Annotated in this window: 13 protein-coding genes and 3 pseudogenes; 4 read left to right on the top strand and 12 right to left on the bottom strand. The window is 61.3% G+C overall.

Annotated elements, in window-relative coordinates:
• The coding region (locus tag KPG66_RS08405) for a non-ribosomal peptide synthetase (protein ID WP_237070618.1) at positions 1 to 3254 on the top strand (3254 nt) is incomplete at its 5' end.
• A 218-nt stretch (positions 3255 to 3472) separates the two neighbouring features.
• Here KPG66_RS08405 and KPG66_RS08400 read toward each other — a convergent pair.
• From KPG66_RS08400 to KPG66_RS08370, 7 genes and pseudogenes are all read right to left on the bottom strand, one after another.
• A pseudogene (locus KPG66_RS08400) lies at positions 3473 to 3842 on the bottom strand (transposase domain-containing protein); the annotation flags it as partial.
• A gap of 93 nt (positions 3843 to 3935) precedes the next feature.
• Positions 3936 to 5393, bottom strand: a pseudogene (tnpC, locus tag KPG66_RS08395) (IS66 family transposase).
• A 138-nt stretch (positions 5394 to 5531) separates the two neighbouring features.
• Positions 5532 to 5867 (bottom strand): IS66 family insertion sequence element accessory protein TnpB, encoded by a 336-nt coding sequence (tnpB, locus tag KPG66_RS08390; protein ID WP_237070617.1) that lies wholly within the window; start codon positions 5865 to 5867, stop codon positions 5532 to 5534.
• Positions 5864 to 6250: a transposase gene (locus KPG66_RS08385; RefSeq protein WP_041753673.1), complete on the bottom strand. Its 387-nt coding sequence runs from the start codon at positions 6248 to 6250 to the stop codon at positions 5864 to 5866. Before KPG66_RS08385 ends, tnpB begins: the two co-directional genes overlap by 4 nt.
• 62 nt (positions 6251 to 6312) lie before the next feature.
• Positions 6313 to 6555 (bottom strand): annotated as a pseudogene (locus tag KPG66_RS17925) (IS481 family transposase); the annotation flags it as partial.
• 400 nt (positions 6556 to 6955) lie between these two features.
• Positions 6956 to 7216 carry a hypothetical protein gene (locus KPG66_RS08375; RefSeq protein WP_041754340.1) on the bottom strand — a complete coding sequence of 87 codons (261 nt, stop codon included), beginning with the start codon at positions 7214 to 7216 and terminating at the stop codon, positions 6956 to 6958.
• Between the two features lie 231 nt (positions 7217 to 7447).
• On the bottom strand, positions 7448 to 8710 hold the full coding sequence (locus KPG66_RS08370) for a cupin domain-containing protein (RefSeq protein ID WP_013435671.1): 1263 nt from the start codon (positions 8708 to 8710) through the stop codon (positions 7448 to 7450).
• A 32-nt stretch (positions 8711 to 8742) separates the two neighbouring features.
• Here KPG66_RS08370 and KPG66_RS08365 point away from each other — a divergent pair, with 32 nt between their 5' ends.
• Positions 8743 to 9306, top strand: coding sequence for an FKBP-type peptidyl-prolyl cis-trans isomerase (locus tag KPG66_RS08365; protein WP_013435670.1), 564 nt, complete (start codon positions 8743 to 8745; stop codon positions 9304 to 9306).
• A 55-nt stretch (positions 9307 to 9361) separates the two neighbouring features.
• Here the strand turns inward: KPG66_RS08365 and KPG66_RS08360 are convergent, their stop codons facing one another.
• The 4 genes from KPG66_RS08360 to KPG66_RS08345 all read right to left on the bottom strand — a co-directional run bounded on the left by KPG66_RS08360 (position 9362) and on the right by KPG66_RS08345 (position 16483).
• A complete protein-coding gene (locus KPG66_RS08360) occupies positions 9362 to 10828 on the bottom strand; it encodes a hypothetical protein (RefSeq protein ID WP_013435669.1) in 1467 nt (488 codons plus the stop codon).
• A 13-nt stretch (positions 10829 to 10841) separates the two neighbouring features.
• Entirely contained in the window at positions 10842 to 13562 is a 2721-nt protein-coding gene (mutS, locus tag KPG66_RS08355; RefSeq protein ID WP_083813456.1) for a DNA mismatch repair protein MutS, read from the bottom strand.
• A gap of 448 nt (positions 13563 to 14010) precedes the next feature.
• Positions 14011 to 14808 (bottom strand): hypothetical protein, encoded by a 798-nt coding sequence (locus KPG66_RS08350; RefSeq protein WP_013435666.1) that lies wholly within the window; start codon positions 14806 to 14808, stop codon positions 14011 to 14013.
• Between the two features lie 94 nt (positions 14809 to 14902).
• The gene (locus KPG66_RS08345; RefSeq protein ID WP_237070616.1) at positions 14903 to 16483 is read right to left on the bottom strand and encodes a hypothetical protein; all 1581 of its coding nucleotides are present in this window, start codon (positions 16481 to 16483) and stop codon (positions 14903 to 14905) included.
• A 79-nt stretch (positions 16484 to 16562) separates the two neighbouring features.
• Here KPG66_RS08345 and KPG66_RS08340 point away from each other — a divergent pair, with 79 nt between their 5' ends.
• The gene (locus tag KPG66_RS08340) at positions 16563 to 16766 is read left to right on the top strand and encodes a hypothetical protein (protein ID WP_237070615.1); all 204 of its coding nucleotides are present in this window, start codon (positions 16563 to 16565) and stop codon (positions 16764 to 16766) included.
• 270 nt (positions 16767 to 17036) lie between these two features.
• On the opposite strand, the gene KPG66_RS08335 is transcribed toward KPG66_RS08340, so the two are convergent.
• Positions 17037 to 17837: an inositol monophosphatase family protein gene (locus tag KPG66_RS08335; protein ID WP_041753668.1), complete on the bottom strand. Its 801-nt coding sequence runs from the start codon at positions 17835 to 17837 to the stop codon at positions 17037 to 17039.
• A gap of 331 nt (positions 17838 to 18168) precedes the next feature.
• Between KPG66_RS08335 and KPG66_RS08330 the strand changes: the two genes are divergently transcribed.
• The gene (locus KPG66_RS08330; protein ID WP_442929425.1) at positions 18169 to 19008 is read left to right on the top strand and encodes an RNA methyltransferase; all 840 of its coding nucleotides are present in this window, start codon (positions 18169 to 18171) and stop codon (positions 19006 to 19008) included.
• The last annotated feature ends 41 nt before the right edge of the window (positions 19009 to 19049 follow it).

The raw sequence follows: 19049 nt of genomic DNA, 5'->3' as shown, positions 1-19049 counted from the left end.
TCGCCGACGCGCCGGTGCTGCTTGAGCTACCGACCGATCGGCCGCGCCCGGCACAACAGTCGTTTGTCGGTGCACAGGTGCCGGTGCGCATGGATGCGGCCACGACGCAAGCGCTCAAGCGCTTAAGTGGGGAGTACGGCACGACGCTATTTATGACGGTGCTCGCGGCGTGGAGCGCGGTGCTCGCGCGCCTGTCCGGCCAGTGTGATGTGGTCATCGGCACGCCCAGCGCTAATCGTCACCATCCACAGATTGAGCCGTTGATTGGTTTTTTTGTCAATACGCTGGCGTTGCGCGTGGATTTGTCGGACGAGCCCGATACCGTAGAGCTGCTCACGCGCGTGCGGCGCACGACGCTGGACGCGCAAGCGCATCAAGATCTGCCGTTTGAGCAAGTGGTGGAGATCGTGCAGCCGCCGCGTCGATTGAATCATACGCCGCTGTTTCAAGTGATGTTGGCATGGCAGAGCAATGAGACAGGGCAGTGGCGCTTACCCGGGCTCACGGCCACGCCGGCTGAGCTGGAGTATGACGCCGTGAAGTGCGATCTCGAGCTGAACTTGTCTGATACAGGCGATGAGATTGTCGGCCGCTTAGGGTATGCGACGGCGCTGTTCGATCCCGCGACGATCGAGCGGTACGTCGGCTATCTGCAGGCCATGTTGCAGGCGATGGTGGCTCATCCCCAGCAGCCGGTTGCAACGCTTGAGCTGCTGTCACCGGCCGAGCGTCAGTTGCTGCTGCAGACATGGAACGCGACGCAGCGGGCGTATCCGTCGCATATGTGCGTGCACCAGTTGTTTGAGGCGCAGGTCGAGCGCACGCCCGAGGCGCCGGCGCTGGTCTATGAGGATCAAACGTTGAGCTATGCACAGCTCAATGCACGAGCCAATCGCCTCGCGCACCAGTTGATCGAGTGGGGCGTCAGGCCGGACACGCGGGTGGCGATCTGCGTGCAGCGCAGTGCTGCGCTGGTCGTGGGGTTGTTGGCGATTTTAAAGGCCGGGGGCGCGTATGTGCCGCTGGATCCGAGCTATCCGAGTGAGCGCTTGGCGCACATCCTCGCCGATGCGGCGCCGAGCATGGTGCTCGCGGATGCGGTGGGGCGCGCTGCGTTGGGCGAGGCGGCGTTGGCCGAGTGCACGGTGCTCGATCCGGCCACCTTGCCGGCGTTGCCGGGCACCAATCCGTCGGTGGCGGGCCTGACGGCCCGGCATCTGGCGTATGTGATCTATACGTCCGGCTCGACCGGCACGCCCAAGGGGGTGATGGTCGAGCATCGGGGTATGGTAAACCTTGCTCTGGCGCAGATCGCCTGTTTTGGCGTGCAGCCAACCAGCCGTATTTTGCAATTTGCGTCGTTCAGCTTTGATGCGAGTGCATCCGAAATCTTTATGGCTTTTGGCAGCGGTGTAGCGTTGTATCTGCCACCCGAGGCGGCCCGGCATGATCGGCATGCTCTGCGTGACTATTTGGCAAGCCATGCGATTACGCACGCGACGTTACCGCCTGCACTACTTCAACATGGCACAGATTTGCTTAGCTTTGGTCCGTCCTTAACGCTGATTCTAGCAGGCGAAGCGCCCAGTGCAACGCTGGTTCGAGACTTGGCCGACCAAGGCACGGTCTTTAATGCCTACGGTCCCACGGAGGCGACCGTTTGTGCCACGGTATGGCGTGGTGCACGTGACTTCAGTGGTGAGGTCCCGATTGGCCGGCCAATCGGGAACACGCGCGTGTATCTGCTCGATGCGCACAGCCAGCCGGTGCCGCTGGGTGCGGTGGGTGAGTTATCTATTGGTGGTGCGGGGGTGGCACGGGGCTATCTGAACCGCCCGGAGCTGACTGCCGAGCGCTTTGTGCCGGATCCGTTCTCAGAGGATGCGGATGCACGGCTGTATAAGACCGGGGATGTGGCCCGTTATCGGGCCGACGGCAATCTGGAGTTCTTGGGTCGCAATGACGATCAGGTCAAGCTTCGCGGCTTTCGCATTGAGCTGGGCGAGATCGCAGCGTGCTTAACGGCGCATCCGCAGGTGCGCGAGGCGGTGGTGCTGGCAACCGGTGAGGGCTTGGACAAGCGGCTTGTCGCGTATGTACAGGCCGAAGCGGATGAGCCACTGGCGAGCACACTGTGCGCGCAGGTGGCGGCGAAGCTGCCTGAGTATATGGTCCCCAGTGCGTTTGTGCGGGTGGACGCGTGGCCGCTAACGCCCAACGGCAAGCTCGATCGGCGTGCACTGCCCGCACCGGATGAGGCGGCACTGGCGCATCAAGCGTATGAAGCGCCGCAAGGCGAGCTGGAGACGACGTTAGCCGAGATCTGGGCTGAGCTCTTGGGTGTGAAGCGTGTGGGTCGGCACGACAGCTTCTTTGCGCTCGGCGGCCACTCGCTGCTCGCCATGCGCTTGATCAGTCGTGTACGTACAGCGTTAGGGATTGACCTTGCTATTCGCACGTTGTTTGAGGCACCCACTCTCGCAGGCTTAGCACGCCATTTCGTTAAACATGACGGGATCCAAGAAAACTCGTTTTCTGTTCTACTTCCTCTTAAACCCACAGGCAGTCGTCCTGCTCTTTTCTGCATCCATCCCGGATTTGGTTTGAGCTGGAGCTATATGGGTCTGTCCAATTACCTTCACCCGGATCAGCCCCTCTATGGCTTGCAGGCTCGTGGGTTCGATGGAACAAGCCCGCTTGCGTCTACCCTTGACGAGATGGTGTCAGACTATCTTGAGCAAATGCGCCATGTTCAGCCCAAAGGACCTTACTGCTTATTAGGATGGAGCTTCGGTGGCATAGTGGCGCATAGCATGGCTGTCCGACTCGAACACGAAGGCGAAAAAGTGGCGTTGCTGGGGTTACTAGATAGTCCTCCTTTTGCGGGCAAAGCTTTTGAAGAGGAAGCAAATCAACTTGACCAGGCGATAGTTAGAGATGTGTTCGCCTATCACTATGGCAATGAGTTAATCTCGGCGATGGATAAGCATTTATTGGAAAACATTGAGAAAATTGCAAAGAATAATGTGCGTATCGTAAAAGATTATTTTCCATCGCAGTATAGCGGTGATGCGCTATTGTTTCGAGCCACGGTAGCAGAGGCTGGATGTGAAACGGTAGTGACGCCTGATGCGTGGAAACCATATGTGCTTGGGGAAATAAAAGTTCATGACATGCATTGTAGCCACGGAGAAATGCTTAAGCCAGAACCCACGGCCGCTATTGCTTCCATTCTAGCCTGTCAGCTAGATTAATGGGAGAGCCAGCAGGCCCAAGAAGTGAATGAAGACGATAAGGCAGTTTAGCAAGGCACGTAAAGTCGAGGCGGTGAAGCTGGTCAAGGCGCGTGTTGTGTCGCTTGCACAGGAGCGCCTGCGACTTGGCTGTGCATAAGGTAAGCAGCTCACGAGGGCCGTTTGCAATGCGAGAGGCGGGTGAAGCATGATGGTGGATCGCTCGCTCGGATTAGCAATCAGGCAGTGGGCGGCGGGTCAGACTGGCGGGGCAACTTGCCGATGACGTTCCAGGGCAACAGTTCGTCAATGCGGTTAATGGAATGGTCATCAATATGGGGCAAAACATATTCAAGGTAGGTGTGCGGGTTGATCCCGTCGAGCTTGCACGTGCCGATCAGACCGTACATCGCGGCAGCTCGCTCGCCCCCGCTATCAGAACCGGTGAACTGGAAGTTCTTGCGTCCCAGTCTCACGCAGCGCAGCGTGTTTTCGGCTAGGGCGTTGCTGATTTCAGCGCGCGCCCCCTTGGCAGTTCAGCGCAAGCGCGTCCCACTGGTTGAGCGAATAACGGATCGCCTTGGCCAGCTCAAATTTCTTCGACTGTGTGATTCACGGACATCGTTTCACTTTTAGATGGCCGTTTTCGTGGCGCGTTGGTAAGCCCCCGGCAAAGACATCCCTGGAGGTAAATGCCGTCAATCAAGCTGGGGCTGGCGCCCAGCGATGCGGCAGCAGGGCGGCGATGTCGTCGGCTCGATGGGTGGGCAATCGATTGAGCACGTCTTTAAGGTAGACGTACGGGTCATGACCATTGAGCTGCGCGGATCAAATCAGGCTCATGATTGTCGCGGCGCGTTGCCCAGCGCGCAACGAACCGGCAAACAACCAGTTCGAGCGACTGATGGCCCAGGGACGAATCTGATTTTCCAGCCAGTTATTGTCGATGGGCATATGCCCATCGACTAGATAACGCGTGAGCGCCTCCCAGCGCTTAAGACTGTAGTCAAGCGCTTTGGCGATCGCCGATCCTTCACTGACCCGTTTGCGCTGAGTGAACATCCACTCATGTAGCGCATCGGCGATTGGCCCAGCGCGCTGCTGACGCACTTCACCTCTGCGATCAGGCTTGAGCTGTGCAACATCGCGCTCGACAGCGTAAAGTGCGCCGAAGTATTCCAGCGCCTGTTCAGCGATCTGACTCTTGTGGTTGGCGTGCAACTCAAAGAACTTGCGTCTTGCATGAGCCATGCATCCGATCTCAGTGATGCCCAGCTCGAATCCGGCTTTGTAGCCGCTGTGATCGTCGCATACTAACTTGCCGCGCCAGTCACCGAGAAACTGGCGGGCATGTTCGCCCGCGCGACTATCGGCGAACTCATAGACCACGGCGCGCACGTGGGCGAACTGCGTCGTGGCGTATGCCCATACGTACGCTCGCTGCGTTTTTCCTTTACTGGGAACGAGCATTTGCACCGGCGTTTCATCGGCGTGCAGCACACCGTGTTGCACAAGCTCTTCGCGAAGCGCCTCGACCAGCGGCTGCAACCTCACACCACACACGCCAACCCACTGACCCAGCGTTGATTGGGCGATGGCAAGACCGGCGCGCCCGAAGATGCGTTCTTGACGGTACAACGGCAAGTGATCACCGTACTTGGCAGCGAGCACTTGCGTGAGCAAGCCTGCGCTCGGCATGCCCTTGTCGATCACATGGGGCGGCACAGGTGCCTGAATCAGCGTCTCGCACGCCTTGCAAACCCATTTGCCGCGGATATGCCGTTCAACCGTGAACACCCCCGGCTTATAGTCCAGCTTCTCGCTGATGTCCTGGCCGATACGCACGCGCTGGCAGCCACAAGAGCAAATAAGTTCGTCGGGTTCGTGATGGATCTCGGTGCGCGGCAAGTGTGGCGGCAACGGCGCACGCTTGGGCTTCTGACGCTGCTTGTGCGCAGGCGTATCTGACTGCAATTGCTCGAGCTCGATTTTGAGCACAGCCAGATCGGCGTCGATGGCCTCATCGAGCAGACTCATCTGCTCAACGTTGAATTGCTCGCTGCGCTTGCCAAATTGCAAGCGCTTGAGCACGGCAATCTCATGGGTAAGTTGGTCAATGCGCCTCTGACGATAGCGCAACTGCCGGTCCTTCTCGCCCACCTAAACCATCAGTTGCGCAGCTAGCGTGCGCAGTTCGTCGGGGCTCAGAGCGTCGAGGTTAGCCGATAGGTTCATGCGGCCAGTCTGCCAGAATCCACCGCGCTGCGGCAAGCAAGCCAGTTTACGGCTTTGGGGATATTACACGACGGTGATCGCGTGATCGTGTGCGAGTGTGTGCCAGGGCAGCCCGGTTATCAGCGCTCGCAACTGGGCGAGGTTCAGCGCGGCGGCAATCGCCTGGTTGCCATTCGTCCAGATGAACCGCCCCTTGTTCAGGCGCCGTGCCGCCAGCCAGATACCGAGCCCATCATACACGAGCACCTTCATGCGCGTCGAGTCACGGTTAGCAAACAGATAGGCGTGGTGCGGCCGCGCCGCGCCAAACACCCTCACCACGTGCGCTAGGATCGTATCGATGCCCGCGCGCATATCGATCGGCTCGGTCGCTAGCCAGATCTCGTCGATGCGCATCATCGTAGCCACCCTTGCAACCACGCCGCGCAATCGGCTGCAGCACAAAGCGGCCAGCGTACCGTCACGCTCGCCGCCCCTCGGCGCACTTCGATCTGAATCACCGTCGAGGCAGGCGACACGTCCGGCGTCTCCCATTGCAGCGGCACAAACTTCGCCGCGGGCACGCTCATCGACTGGCGCGCTTCGCGCGCCACGTCCTGCTCCTGCTGCGCGGCCACCCACCGACGCAACAGGTTCGCATTCAACTGGTAATGCAGCGCCACCGCAGCGATCGACACGTTTGGCTGCATCGCCGCACGGATCACCGTCTCCTTGAACTGCTTGCTGTGGCGGCGTCGCCGTGTCGGCTGCACTGCTTCCAAACCCGCTTCACTCTCGTTCATAGCGTACACGTGTCCATTAGAAAAATAGGTAGACACGATCCTCGCTTCATGACACGGCTGGTTCAAGGTGACATTGCCGGGGGCTTACGCGCGTTGGAGCTCGGGGTTCCGATAGAAGACGCAAGTTCCAACACGCGCCGGTGATGTTCGGCGAGGGTCTTGTCGAGTCGCCATTCGCGGTGTTGGACACGCTCTTTCAGTTCATCGTAGGCGCCGGCTACCTCTTGTGCCAGCGGTGTCAATTCGCCTAGTTCTGCGATGCGATCGACGGGCGTCTTGCCACCGAGTGATCTGTGCGGGCGACGGCGATAATGTTTTGGCTGCGCTGGTTCCGCCGCGCGCCTTTGTGCTTGGCACGCAGTCGGAGAAGCGTTGCTCGATCGACCTCAGAAACCTTCTGGCTTGGACTTCGGTGTGGACGGCGGCTTTGGGATTGGAGACCTGCTTCGCTGGCTTCTTGATAGCGACGTAGCCATCGCGAAGTGTCGGTCGGCAGATGCCACAGCGCGCGCATGCGAGGCCGCCATTGTCGGCCTCGCATGCGCAACCAACGTAATCGCGTGGCGATCTCTCGGTCCATCGCCTCATCTTAATTAAAACGATGTCCGTGAATCGCACATATTAAACGACAAACCCCCGGTCAAAACCAGGGGTTTGTCAGCAGTTTGAGCCCGCGTAATTGCGGATTTTTTTCGCCGACAGCGATTACTGGCTTACGCCCGAAGCCGTGGCGGCAGCCGAAGCCGCATCGCTCGCAGCAGCGGCAGCGCTCGAAGCCGCGTCGCTAGCTGCAGCTGCGGCGCCCGAAGCGGCAATGGCCGCGTCCAAAGCAGCCGAAGCAGCAGCCGGAGCCGATGCGGCAGCCGCGTCGCTCGCAGCAGTCGGAGCTGTGCTTTCGTCCTTCTTGCCGCAAGCCGCCAGAGCCATCACTGCCAACAGAGATGCTACGAGGAGGGATTTCTTCATGATCACGTCCTTTTATGGTTACAGGTAAGCAACAGCGCGAATAATACCGGTATTGTGTGCTTCAACACTCACCTATGGCCGCTGGTGGGTCGCATGCTCGTCGCATTCCTCTCACCTACGGCTTGGGCAGGAATTATAGGCACTTTCCTACCGACCGTCGATAAATCTGGGGCCGGTTCGTTGTCTTTTCCAGACAAAATTTCATATCACGGGATACCGAACGCCAGCCGCTTATGGCTCGCCAATCCGTATCCAGCCCGCACGATACCATTCGTACAACAGCTGTGTCATGGACGAATGGTGAGAGAGTGTTACAAATTTTTTCCCTGGAAGCATCCGCTGATCGGCTAACGTGGTGATGGCTTTACGCAAGCTGCGTACCAACTTCGCTGATTCCCCGTTCAAGTAATAGCGCGTGTCGTCGTACAGCAAAATCGTTTTCGGATCGAGTTCGACGCCGTTTTCGACGATGCGCGAAACAAACGCATGACGCGACAGTGCGCGCGCAGGTGGGTCAAAAAAAACACTCGTCTTCGGTTCGCTTAAGTAGCTGCCGACAAATTCCGCGATGTCCGCACGTGACCAACGCATCCGCTCGACCAATTCCACGACGTGGTCGACCAGCGTCGGGGGCAGTGCGGCCGGATGGTCGCTTACGGGCGGCTGATCCGGGTCCGCGTAGCGGCGCGACGCGCCACGGGCCTGCGCCGCGCGCTCAGCAGCATGATACAGGAATTGCTCGGACAGCTCGCCGTCAAGTGGCGCGCGAAAGCCGATTGAGCCGGTCATGCACTCGCCCAGCGCGATGCCATCATGTGCGATGTGCGGCGGCAGGTAAAGCATGTCACCCGGCTCAAGGATCCAGTCCTCGCTTGGCTCAAAATGCTGCAGCACTTTCAGCGGCAAACCCGGACGCAGCGAAAGGTCCCGCTGCGCGCCGACACGCCAGCGGCGCCGGCCATGCAACTGAAGCAGGAACACGTCGTACGAGTCGAAATGCGGTCCTACGCCGCCGCCATCGGTCGCATACGAAATCATTACATCGTCCAGCCGTGCATCCGGCAGGAAGCGGAACCGGTTCATCAGCGCGTGCGCGGCTGGCACGTGCAGGTTCACGCCCTGCACGAGCAGCGTCCATTGACGCTGACGCGTGGCCGGCAAGCGTTCGAATGGCCCGTGCTCGAGTTGCCAGCGCACCTCGCCGCGCACTGCACGTTGCCGGATCACGCGCGACTCGACATCGTCACGTTGCGCGAGGTCAAATAGGCATTGCCGGGTGACCGGGGAATGGAAGTCGAGCAGCGCCTGTCGAACCAGCAATGGCTTTTTTTGCCAGTAGCGGCGCATGAACTGCGCCGGCGTCAGGCCACCCAGCAGTGGAGTCGGCACGTCGGGGCGGGGTGGGGTGACAAACGCGGGCGGGGTGGCCGGCAGACGCGTCGAAACGGCGCGCGACAACATCCGCGGCGCCGGTGGGGAAGGCCGCACAGGCATCGTATAATGGAGCTTGTATTCTGGAGAGTCGAATGAAAATCGCGAAGAACACCGTCGTTTCTGTCGCCTACAAGTTGTCGGATGCACAGGGCAACCTGATCGAGGAAAGCGACGAGCCGATGGTTTATCTGCACGGCGGCTATGATGGCACGTTCCCGAAGATCGAGGAAGTGCTAGAAGGCCAAGAAGCGGGATTTTCGACGCAGATCCAGCTCGAGCCCGTTGATGCGTTTGGCGACTACGATCCTGAACTGGTCAAGATCGAGCCTCGAGACCGCTTTCCTGAGCCGCTCGAAGTCGGCATGCAGTTCGAGGGGACGCCCGAAGGCGGGGACGACGAGGTCGATACACTGATCTACACGGTGACGGATCTCGCCGAGGACAAGGTGGTGCTCGATGGCAATCATCCGTTGGCCGGCATGGCTTTGCGCTTTTTGCTGACGGTCAGGGACGTGCGCGAGGCCACTGCCGATGAAGTCGAGCACGAGCACGCGCATGGCGCCGATGGACTTGAAGTCATCGACCTGGACGAGGATGACGGCCAGGACGATGACGGCTCGTCTCCGGCGGCCGGCAAGTCGCCAACGCTGCATTGACCGTCGAGCGTTTGCCCCGGTGCAAGGCGGGTCGTCAGCCAGCGTCCTGACACGCCTAAGGGCGGAGGGGGTCGCGGTCGAATCGCGGCGCGCCGGCTGACGCGTGTCTTGACGGGTCGGTGTGGAGCCGGGCAGCGGGCGTCTCGTTCGGCATGTCGTCATTCGATGGGCCGGCTGGCGCCGCACCGGAGGTTGGCACGGCCGGATCACGCGGAGCCGGTGCGCGCTGCGCAGGGGGCGGCCAGAGCCCGGTGGGCGGTGTCGCGGCTGCGCCCGGCATCCATAGCCCGTTAGCCGGTGTTGTGGTTCCGCCCGGCAGCCACAGTCCGTTGACCGGCGTCGCGTCCGGTCCTCGCTCGGGTGCGGCGGTCGCAGCGCCCGGCGGCTGCGCCGCCGCGGTGGCGCCAACGTCGCCGGGTGATGATGCCGTGCCCGGCGGGCCGGACACGGGTGGTATTGTCGCGAACCGAGCTGCATCGGGCCATGCACGTTCGCTGACGTGGAACACCGGCCAATGTGTCGGTTCGGCGCGGATATCGAGCCACTGTGGATCACGGCCCGCTCGCGCGATCGCGACTCGGGTGAAGTTCTGGATACGCTCGCCGCGGTCATCGTGTAATGGCTGGTCAATTCGCACGCGCGGCAATGTGTGATGGCTTGCGCCGTGAATCAGTACGACCGTGCCGCTGAAGCTGCGCGACAGCTCGACCAGCGTCCGTTTGAACTCAACGTACCCATCGCGCGGCAGGCCGCGACCCCATCTCAGCCAAGTCAAGCGCCCGCGTTGCTCATAGCGCTCAAAGTCGGGATCGGCGTCGATTAATACGCTGATCGCCTTGAGCTTGCGGCGCTTGGCATATTCCCCAGCGTGCCGCAGCCAGAACGCATTGGCGACCGCCCGATCCTCGAATTCGCCGTTGCGTCCGCCGGCACTCGAATAATGATTGTTGCCGTCCGGCACGTTCAGTGTCACGAAGGCGATACCACCGGTTTCCCAGCGCAGGTTCTCGCGATACTGTCGGAAGCGCGGCAGGTCGCTTTGCCGTACCACGTGCATCGCCTTGCTGCCGAGCGAGTACGGCTGGTCGAAGAACGTTTGACGCACGAAGTCGAGTCGCTCAACCGGATCAAAGCCCCCGGCAAGCTTGCTGTCGCAGTCCTCCCAGTCGTGGCGGCCCGGTATAACGACGAGGGGCACCGCGGACGTGTCGAGCAACGTGCGACGCGCGGCGAACAGCGCGTCGACGCACGGCTCGCCCGGCCGGCGCAGCGCGCCGTCCCATACCGCGAATTGCAGCTTCGGGGTGCGCCGCAGCCTGTCGAGTAGTGCCCGTGTGGCCGTATCGCTCGACAGCGATGGTGGCAAACCCACGATGACGGCGAAGCGCACGCTGTCGATCACAGGCGTACCCGGCGCTGCCTGGGCGCCCGGCCCACGCCCAGCAAGCAGCACGACTAGCGCGAATGCAAGCGTGCGCCTCGTCACCGCCGTGCAGCGCTTTTGCGCGTGATGGGGTGGCATGCGCGGTGACCGCTCAGCGGGACTCACGATCCGCGCGCTCGACAAGCTCGTACAACTCATACAGCAATTCAAGTGCATCACGCGGGCGCAGCGCATCGGGGTCGATGCTGCGCAATCGCTCGACTGCAGCGTGGGGCGCGGTGGGTCGCGCCTGCGGCGTGCTGAGGTCTGCCTCGCCTGCCGGTTGCTCGCAGTACGGCTCGGTCGCTCCATCGACCGCGAGCGACGCTGAGGTAAACAAATCGAGCTGCGGCGCCGGCTGGCCGGCCGTTTGCTGTTCGAGTAACGCCAGGTGACGGCGGGCTGCGCGAATCACCGGTTGCGGGACGCCGGCCAGTTGCGCGACCTGTAATCCGTAACTTTGGTTCGCCGGACCTTCGTTGACCGCGTGCAGGAACACGATTCCATGGTCATGCTCGACCGCGGACAGATGCACGTTTGCCGCCGTCGGGCATTGCGCCGGCAACTGTGTGAGCTCAAAGTAGTGCGTGGCGAAAAGCGTATAGCTTTGATTGTGCGAGATTAAGTGGCGCGCGATGGCCCACGCGAGCGCGAGCCCATCGAAGGTCGATGTACCGCGACCGATTTCGTCCATCAACACAAGGCTGTGTGGCGTCGCATCGTTCAGAATTGCGGCGGCTTCGGTCATCTCGACCATGAACGTCGAACGGCCGCCCGCAAGGTCATCGGCGGCGCCGATTCGCGTGAAGATCCGGTCCACGGGGCCGAAACAGGCCCGCTTTGCCGGCACATAGCTGCCAACGTACGCCATCAGCGTGATCAGCGCCGTTTGCCGCATGAACGTCGACTTGCCGCCCATATTCGGCCCGGTGATCAATAGCAGCTTGCGTTCCGCGCCGAGCCGGCAATCGTTCGCGATGAACTGCTCGACCTGGGCCTGAACGACCGGATGCCGTCCTTGCTCAATCTCGATACCGGCCTGTTCGTCAAACGATGGCGCGATCCATTCCAGCGCACGTGCCCGGTCGGCGAGCGAGGCAAACACGTCAAGCTCGGCCAGCGCGCCCGCCACGCGCTGGCAATCGCCGATGTGGGGTAACAACGCCTGCAACAATGCGTCGTACAACGCGCGTTCGCGCGCGAGCGCGCGCTCTTGCGCCGACAGTGCCTTGTCCTCGAACGCCTTGAGCTCTGGCGTGATATAGCGCTCCGCGTTCTTCAAGGTCTGGCGCCGTCGGTAGTCGTCCGGCACCTTGTCGGTCTGCCCGCGCGTGACCTCGATATAGAAGCCATGGACCTTGTTGTATTCGACACGTAGATTCGCGATGCCGGTGCGGGTGCGTTCACGGCTTTCTAGATCGACGAGGAACTGTCCGCAGTTCTCCGAGATGTCACGCAACTCGTCTAATTCCGCATCGTAGCCGCGGGCAATGACGCCGCCGTCGCGCACCATCGCGGCAGGCTCGGCCGCAATCGCCCGCTGCAACAGGTCGGTGCATTCAGGCGGTGCGTGCAGCGATGCATTGAGCTGCTGCAACGATGCCGAGTGCGCGATGAGCGGCGCGATCTGCTCGCGCAATTCAGGCAGCTTGCCGAATGTGTCGCGCAGGCTGGCGAGATCGCGAGGCCGTGCACTGAGCAAGGCAAGTCGGCCCGTGATGCGCTCGACGTCGGCGATCTGCCGCAACGCGTGGCGAAGCGCGTCGAGCGTGTTGCCTGGCGGGCCGTCGAGCAACGCGCCAATCGCCTGTTGGCGGGCGCGCGCGACAGCCGGATTGCGCGGCGCATGATGCAACCAATGGCGCAGCAGGCGGCTGCCCATCGACGTGCAGCATGCGTCAAGCAGCGAGAACAGCGTCGGGGAATCCGTGCCGCGCAGCGTTTCGGTCAACTCGAGGTTACGCCGCGTTGCCGGATCGAGCCCGATGTACTCGGATTCGTGCTCGACCTTCAGCGAGCGGATGTGCCGCAACTGCTGTCCCTGTGTCTGTGCCGCGTACAGCAGCAACGCGCCGGCCGCGCCGCATGCGGCGCTCAATGTTTGCGCGCCGAAGCCGTCGAGACTGGCGACCGCCAATTGTTCACACAGACGTTGCGCGCCGGAGCTGGGATCGAAGTGCCATCCAGGAACCCGTGTCAACGTGCCGACGCTTGCGGGCAGCGCGAGCGCTTGCGCGGCGCTGTCGCTCACCAGCGTCTCGGCCGGCCGGATGCGCTCGATCGCGGCCGCCACCTGGTCTGCGCCGACCTCGGTCAGCCGCAGTGCGCCACTTGCCAAATTCAACCACGCGAGCCCGACCCCGGTTAGCGTGCCGCGGCGGTTGTGCACGGGCGCGAGGGCGAGCAGGTACGCGTCGCTTTTATCGGCGAGCAGCGCCGCGTCGGTCAGCGTGCCGGGTGTGACAATGCGTACGACCTTGCGCTCGACCGGCCCCTTGGAGGTGGCCGGGTCGCCGATCTGCTCGCAGATGGCCACGGACTCGCCAAGCTTCACGAGCTTGGCCAGGTACTGCTCGAGCGAGTGGTGCGGCACCCCGGCCATCTTGATCGGATTGCCTGCCGATGCGCCGCGCTGCGTGAGCGTTAAATCGAGCAGTCGTGCCGCTTTTTCCGCGTCCTCATAGAACAACTCGTAGAAGTCGCCCATTCGGTACAGCACGAGCGTGCCGGGGTGGTCAGCCTTGATACTGAGGTATTGGCGCATCATCGGCGTGTGGTTGCCAATTTCCGCAGGGGCGGCCGGTTTCGGCGCTTGGCCGTTGCTCAAACCCATGTTGGATGGGCTCCCGGGCGATTCGGGGTGGTTCCGCGTGTGTTCACCAACGGGCACGTTTTCCATCAGTCATGCAAGCAGTCTGTCAAATTTTAGAATATCGACCGTGCGGCGGTTCCTCTGCCGTGTCGACGCGACCTTAAAGACGCTAGTTTACGTGTATTCCGCTGGTTAGTGACGACAAAGCCCTAATCCGTTTGGGCAGCGGGCGCGTGTTAGTGCAATGGGCGCCGGGTGGGACCGCCCGAAATCCTTGGATCGACACGTTCTCGATCGTGATACCGACGGTAGCCATGAACGAGGCGAGACTGAATAGGTAGCATACGCGTGGTCGCGCATACTGTGCATCGCGTCGCTCCCACGGATAAGGCGAATAGATTCCGTCGGAAACATGGGTACGCCATCTTGCGTTCGCCGCCGGCGACGCGATGCATAGCGTGGTGATTTTCTAGCTGCGCCGGCTCACCGCCGCACGATGATGCCGCCGTCGAGCACGATCGGAGGACGGTTGCGCAGCGGTATGGCGTTGAGCGGTCCGGCCGGGTTCGTTCCGGCCCGCGTCCAACTGGGCCATGAGCGCGTGCAGGATGTCGGGCGGGACAATGCCGCGGTGTTCGGGATTGCTGGCAGTGCGTTCTTGCCAGGTCTTAAAATGACCGACGCGCACCGCAGCCTTATCTGGCGTCGGTGAATGCAGATGAAGCACCCATTTCGACGTCTTTGTGAGTGAGCTAAGCCGTTGATTCAATTCGTTGGCCAACTCCGGCGACAGGCTGAGCTCATATTCCAACATATAGTTTTCGTGCGCGGTGTTCTTCGCGACTTTTGTCCAATTGTGCCCGCCCGTCACCGTTATCCCGCTTGCGTCCCAAAGAGCCTTGAATGCACTGAACGAAGGGGCGCGTAGGCATTCGATGGCGTACGCCTGCTTAAGCAGTGAGTCGATCTCGTGGCTGATGCGCTCCAGATGTTGAATATCGGTATCCGTGACCGTCAGCAGATGACTGAGCCGTTGACGCAACATGTGCTTGGACGCGTCGTCCAGGTCCAGCGATTCGAGTTCGGCTTCTTTCTGCTCGAAGTCCTGCCGGCGTGTGCGAGCCACTGTGGCCATGCCAGTGCATTGCTGCTGGGCCAGGCGAAGTTGTGCAATGTATTTGTCGGTCGTATCGCGTGGGTCAAGGGCCGTATCGGCAGCCGTTATTGCCGCAAAGGCGTGACTAATTTCATCTATCAAGCCTCTCATTCCTTCGCGATGTTGATCAATGTGTTTTCGCGCGTCGGCCGGAATGTCATCGGGAAGCTGTTTTTTGAATGCATCGAATTCGGCGCGTTGCCGCTCAGCCGGGGTGGGCGTCCGTAGCGGCAGTGTCCATGCGTGTGGACTTGGCTTTACGCGCTTTTTTCTTCTTGCCTTTGGATCTGGACGGTTGCGCGGACTGCTTGCTTTGCTCCAGCCAGTCGTGATCGGTCGATCCGACATCGTGCGCGTACACGATGTTTTTAAGTATCGTCTGGATCCCGGCCTCGATATCCTGCACGGAGCGATCGGCAAAGTACGCATTCTTGAAAGGCTGCAGCCATTGCCTGAGCAATGCGGTTTCGGCTTCCTCGTCGCGTTTGCCGACGCTGCTCTGGGCCGTGCTGACACGACGCGCCGATTGGCCGGGCCGCGAGAAGATTTGTTGTTCTTCGATCCATGCTTGCAGCTTTTGGCTGACGGCATGCGTGTGGGTGGCGATGCCATTGAGCATTGCCGTGCAAAATTCGGTATCCTGGTCCGGCTCGTCGTTCTTTTTATCCCGGTTGGCAGCGACGTGCGCCAATAGCGCCGACGCCACCTTGGTTTCCTCGATCAGTCGCAGGACGAACTGCTGTTCGGCTGCAGGATCCAACAGGGGCGGGCGCAGCGGGTTTTCCCATAACGAGTTCATGATCGAACATAGCAGCGCCGCGTAGCCGGCGCTCCATGTCTCGAGCGAAAGTCCGTCATATTCGTTTGATGCCCTATGTGCGTCGTCTCGCGCGCCGAGATGATAGGCGTGCCAGTACTGGGTCACCATCAGCGCGTTGTGCCGTATCGTGCCAAGGCGGGCGTTGCGATAGCGTCCCATTGATAGTTCACGATTGGCTTGCCCGCGCTGCATCCTTAACGGGGAGCGTTGGCTCGTACGCTGAGGCAGTGCAGATTGAGCTATTTCGTCCAATGCAAGTGTCAGCTCCTTCACGCACGCTGAGTTGTCGGCAAGCCATATTTGTAGCTTAGGCCGTAAGGGCATTGGCAACCGGATGTTGCTGTAGGGCGGTTGTCCTGCCGCAGAGGCGGCGGGTTGGGGTTCGGCATGCGATGTTTTGGAGAGCGAAAAATTGGGCAGTTTCCAATGACTATCGAGCGCCCGAGGGGGTGTGGACGAACTGAGGAAAAACGATTTTGTCCAAATTTGAATCGATACCTGGTCGATTTCGTCCGCTGCGCGGCGGATCATCTCGTCTTTGCCCATGTACAACGATGTTGCCGCGAACGGAGGGCGAGACGGGTCGGCGCTTGCCATGGCTTGACCAATCATTGCTTTCCAAAATGTTGGCGGCAGTTCGCCCAGTAGACGTTGCGCTTCAATCAGGTTTTGTCTTCGTGCCCGCAGCGCGCTGATCTGCGCCTTTAGGTTTGCGTCTGCGGCCGGGATTTCCCGAGCGGGAAATAGACCGCTCATGGACAAATGACTCCCCAGACTTGGGCGCGATATCCCGACTTCGTCCTGAAGCGATGCTATCGCGGCCTGGGTCAGCGTCAGGTATGCATGCGCGGCGTTGGTAATATCCTTCAGTTGCAGCGCTTTTAGCGCTTTCGCGGTAGACGGGTCGGCGCAAAGCTTGGTGAACGTGTGTATCGACTCTTCAACGCGGCTGATCTCTGCCTTCATGGCAAAAAGATCGTTTGTCGGCGAGTGGGCGCTCAGGAACACGCGTGCGGCATCTCGCTGCTTTTTGCGTAACAGTTCTATGTCTCGCAGCACAGCTAAGCATGGCGACAGCTCGCTCGCCAGTTTTTTTGTTGCATCATCCAGCATGCTTGGCTTAGGGCAGCCGGCAGTGTTCGCCACGCGGGACGAAGAGGGCGGTATCGAGCCGATATCGCGAAGCGCCGGATTGGGCATGGGCGCGCGATTAGCTGTGATGCGACCCGGCGTCTGGGTTGAGGATTGAGCGACGCAGGGTGGAGGGCTAGTGGACTGCGTTGCGTCGGCAAGCGAGTGTCGGCGAATCGTCATGGTTTAGGGGCTGCGGCGCGTGCGGTGCGACGTCGAGATACGGAAGCATCAAAGGATGTAGCATGGATGCTCTTCGCGCAGTCGATATCCGAAGCGGTTGGCCAGGTCGCGAACGGGTACTTTTCCGATCCAACGCAACGCGCCGAGGGCAGAACGCCGGAAGTCACGGGTGTACGCGCACCCGCGACTGTTCCCTTTATACGGTTCAGGCCGCCGTTCCCACCCGGCTGTACGGCTTCAAGATCTGCACCATCTGCGCATACTGCTTCGGATTGCCGGCGACGATTTCATGTTGGTACAGGAAGTTTGAATCCCCGGTGTAGTTGCCGATCAAGCCCCCCGCTTCGGTGACGAGCAGGCTGCCGGCCGCGACGTCCCACGGTTGAATGCCTTGCTCGAAGAAGCCGTCATAGCGGCCGGCGGCTACATACGCAAGATCTAGCGCGGCCGCGCCCGGCCGACGCAGGCCGGCGCACGCACGCGTCATTTCGCTGAATAGCTTTAGGTACTCGTCTAGGCCGCTCTGATCGCGGAATGGAAAACCGGTGCCGATCAACCCGTCGGCCAGGCGGTCGCGCCGTGACACGCGGATGCGCCGGTCGTTGAGGAACGCACCACGGCCACGTGATGCGGTGAATAAGTCATTGCGTGCCGGGTCGTAGACCACCGCCTGCGTGACGACGCCGCGATGGGCAAGCGCGATCGACACGCAGTATTGCGGGAAGCCATGGATGAAGTTCGTTGTGCCGTCCAGCGGATCGATGATCCACAGATATTCGGATTCGCTGGCGCTGGCCCCCGACTCCTCCGCGAGGAACCCATGGTCGGGGTACGCGGTGTGCAATATCTCAATGATCGCTGCCTCGGCTGCCTTGTCGACCTCGGTGACGAAATCGTTGTGCTGCTTCTGGGTCACTTGCAGCAGGTCGACGTCCAGCGACGCGCGGTTGATGATCTGTCCGGCGCGGCGCGCGGCCTTGACAGCGGTGTTGAGCATCGGATGCATGGGCTTTTTCCTTGGGCACGAGGCAACTGCCGCGGCGCGATCCCGCGCGGCCAGAGCTGACGAATTGAGCAAGAACGACGCGCGCCAGCACGTCGGTCGTGCGGCGGCATGATGAATCCGTTATTTTATCAGCAAGCGCCACTGCGCGTTGGCGCATGTTCCGCGCCGCCGCACTCGCGATACCATTGAAGTCTTTGGTCATCGAATCTGAATCGTGAATCACAGTGTCACTCCACTCGGCTTGTCCCCGACAGGCTCGTTCCCGACAGGCTTGTCTTCGGCAGACTCGTCCCCGGTAGACTTGTCTCCAGTAGGCTCGTCTCCGGTAGGCCTGTCTCCAGTAAGCCCGCCTCCAGTAGGCTCGCGCCCGGCTGAGGCGCCTTCGCCCCTGTGCGATGACTCGACGTCTTGGGTGGGCGGCTTTACGTCGGTGCGCTTCGTGCTCGTCGAGCCAAGCCATCCCGGCAATGTCGGCGCGGCGGCCCGCGCGTTGAAGACAATGGGTTTTTCCCGGCTTGTGCTGGTCGCCCCGCGGCTCGAGGCGGTACGCACCCACCCCGACGCGCAGGCGATGGCCAGCGGCGCGGACGACGTGTTGGCGGCCGCGCATGTCGTGCCCACGCTGGCCGATGCGTTGGCCGGCGTTCACTGGTCCGTGGCGCTGACTGCGCGCGAGCGCGAGTGGGGGCCGCCAACGCTAGCGCCCCGCGCGCTCGCGTTGCGCGCCCGCGGTTTAGCGGCGGCCGGCGACATTGCGCTGGTGTTCGGCAACGAGCGCACGGGGCTGTCCAATGCCGACGTCGAGCGCTGCAACGTGTTAGCGCATATCCCGGCCAATCCCGCCTATAGTTCGCTGAATCTCGCGCAAGCGGTCCAAGTGCTCGCTTACGAATTGCGGCTGGCGCTATTGGACACCGCACCGCAGACGCCACCCGCCGGCGTGGCCTCATCGCTGGCGCCGCATGACGAAATCGAGCGCATGTTCGTGCATCTGGAGAATGCGCTGATCGCGCTGGATTTCCTTGATCCCGCCAGTCCGAAGAAGCTGATGCCACGGCTGCGCCGGTTGTTTGCGCGGGCTGGCCTGGAGCGCGAGGAAGTCAATATCGTGCGGGGTATTGCCAAGCATATTTTGCTGAAGTCGCAGGGCTTGCGTGGCGACGATCGGTAGTGGCCGCGTGTTGGATCTGGCGCGCTGCCGGCGCGCAATCT

Origin of the sequence: Mycetohabitans sp. B2 (genome assembly GCF_021733735.1) — a bacterium.
Classification (GTDB): Bacteria; Pseudomonadota; Gammaproteobacteria; order Burkholderiales; family Burkholderiaceae; genus Mycetohabitans; species Mycetohabitans rhizoxinica.
This window is presented reverse-complemented; position numbering and strand designations above follow the sequence as displayed.

Bases quoted from the DNA above. Each gene is read 5' to 3' on its own strand.
- KPG66_RS08385 (WP_041753673.1), bottom strand. From the start codon at position 6,250: ATGAACGAGAGTGAAGCGGGTTTGGAAGCAGTGCAGCCGACACGGCGA.
- KPG66_RS08360 (WP_013435669.1), bottom strand. From the start codon at position 10,828: ATGCCACCCCATCACGCGCAAAAGCGCTGCACGGCGGTGACGAGGCGC.
- tnpB (WP_237070617.1), bottom strand. From the start codon at position 5,867: ATGATGCGCATCGACGAGATCTGGCTAGCGACCGAGCCGATCGATATG.
- mutS (WP_083813456.1), bottom strand. From the start codon at position 13,562: ATGGGTTTGAGCAACGGCCAAGCGCCGAAACCGGCCGCCCCTGCGGAA.
- KPG66_RS08370 (WP_013435671.1), bottom strand. From the start codon at position 8,710: ATGCCTGTGCGGCCTTCCCCACCGGCGCCGCGGATGTTGTCGCGCGCC.
- KPG66_RS08365 (WP_013435670.1), top strand. From the start codon at position 8,743: ATGAAAATCGCGAAGAACACCGTCGTTTCTGTCGCCTACAAGTTGTCG.
- KPG66_RS08335 (WP_041753668.1), bottom strand. From the start codon at position 17,837: ATGCATCCGATGCTCAACACCGCTGTCAAGGCCGCGCGCCGCGCCGGA.
- KPG66_RS08340 (WP_237070615.1), top strand. From the start codon at position 16,563: ATGTCTCGCAGCACAGCTAAGCATGGCGACAGCTCGCTCGCCAGTTTT.
- KPG66_RS08350 (WP_013435666.1), bottom strand. From the start codon at position 14,808: ATGAGAGGCTTGATAGATGAAATTAGTCACGCCTTTGCGGCAATAACG.
- KPG66_RS08375 (WP_041754340.1), bottom strand. From the start codon at position 7,216: ATGAAGAAATCCCTCCTCGTAGCATCTCTGTTGGCAGTGATGGCTCTG.
- KPG66_RS08345 (WP_237070616.1), bottom strand. From the start codon at position 16,483: ATGAAGGCAGAGATCAGCCGCGTTGAAGAGTCGATACACACGTTCACC.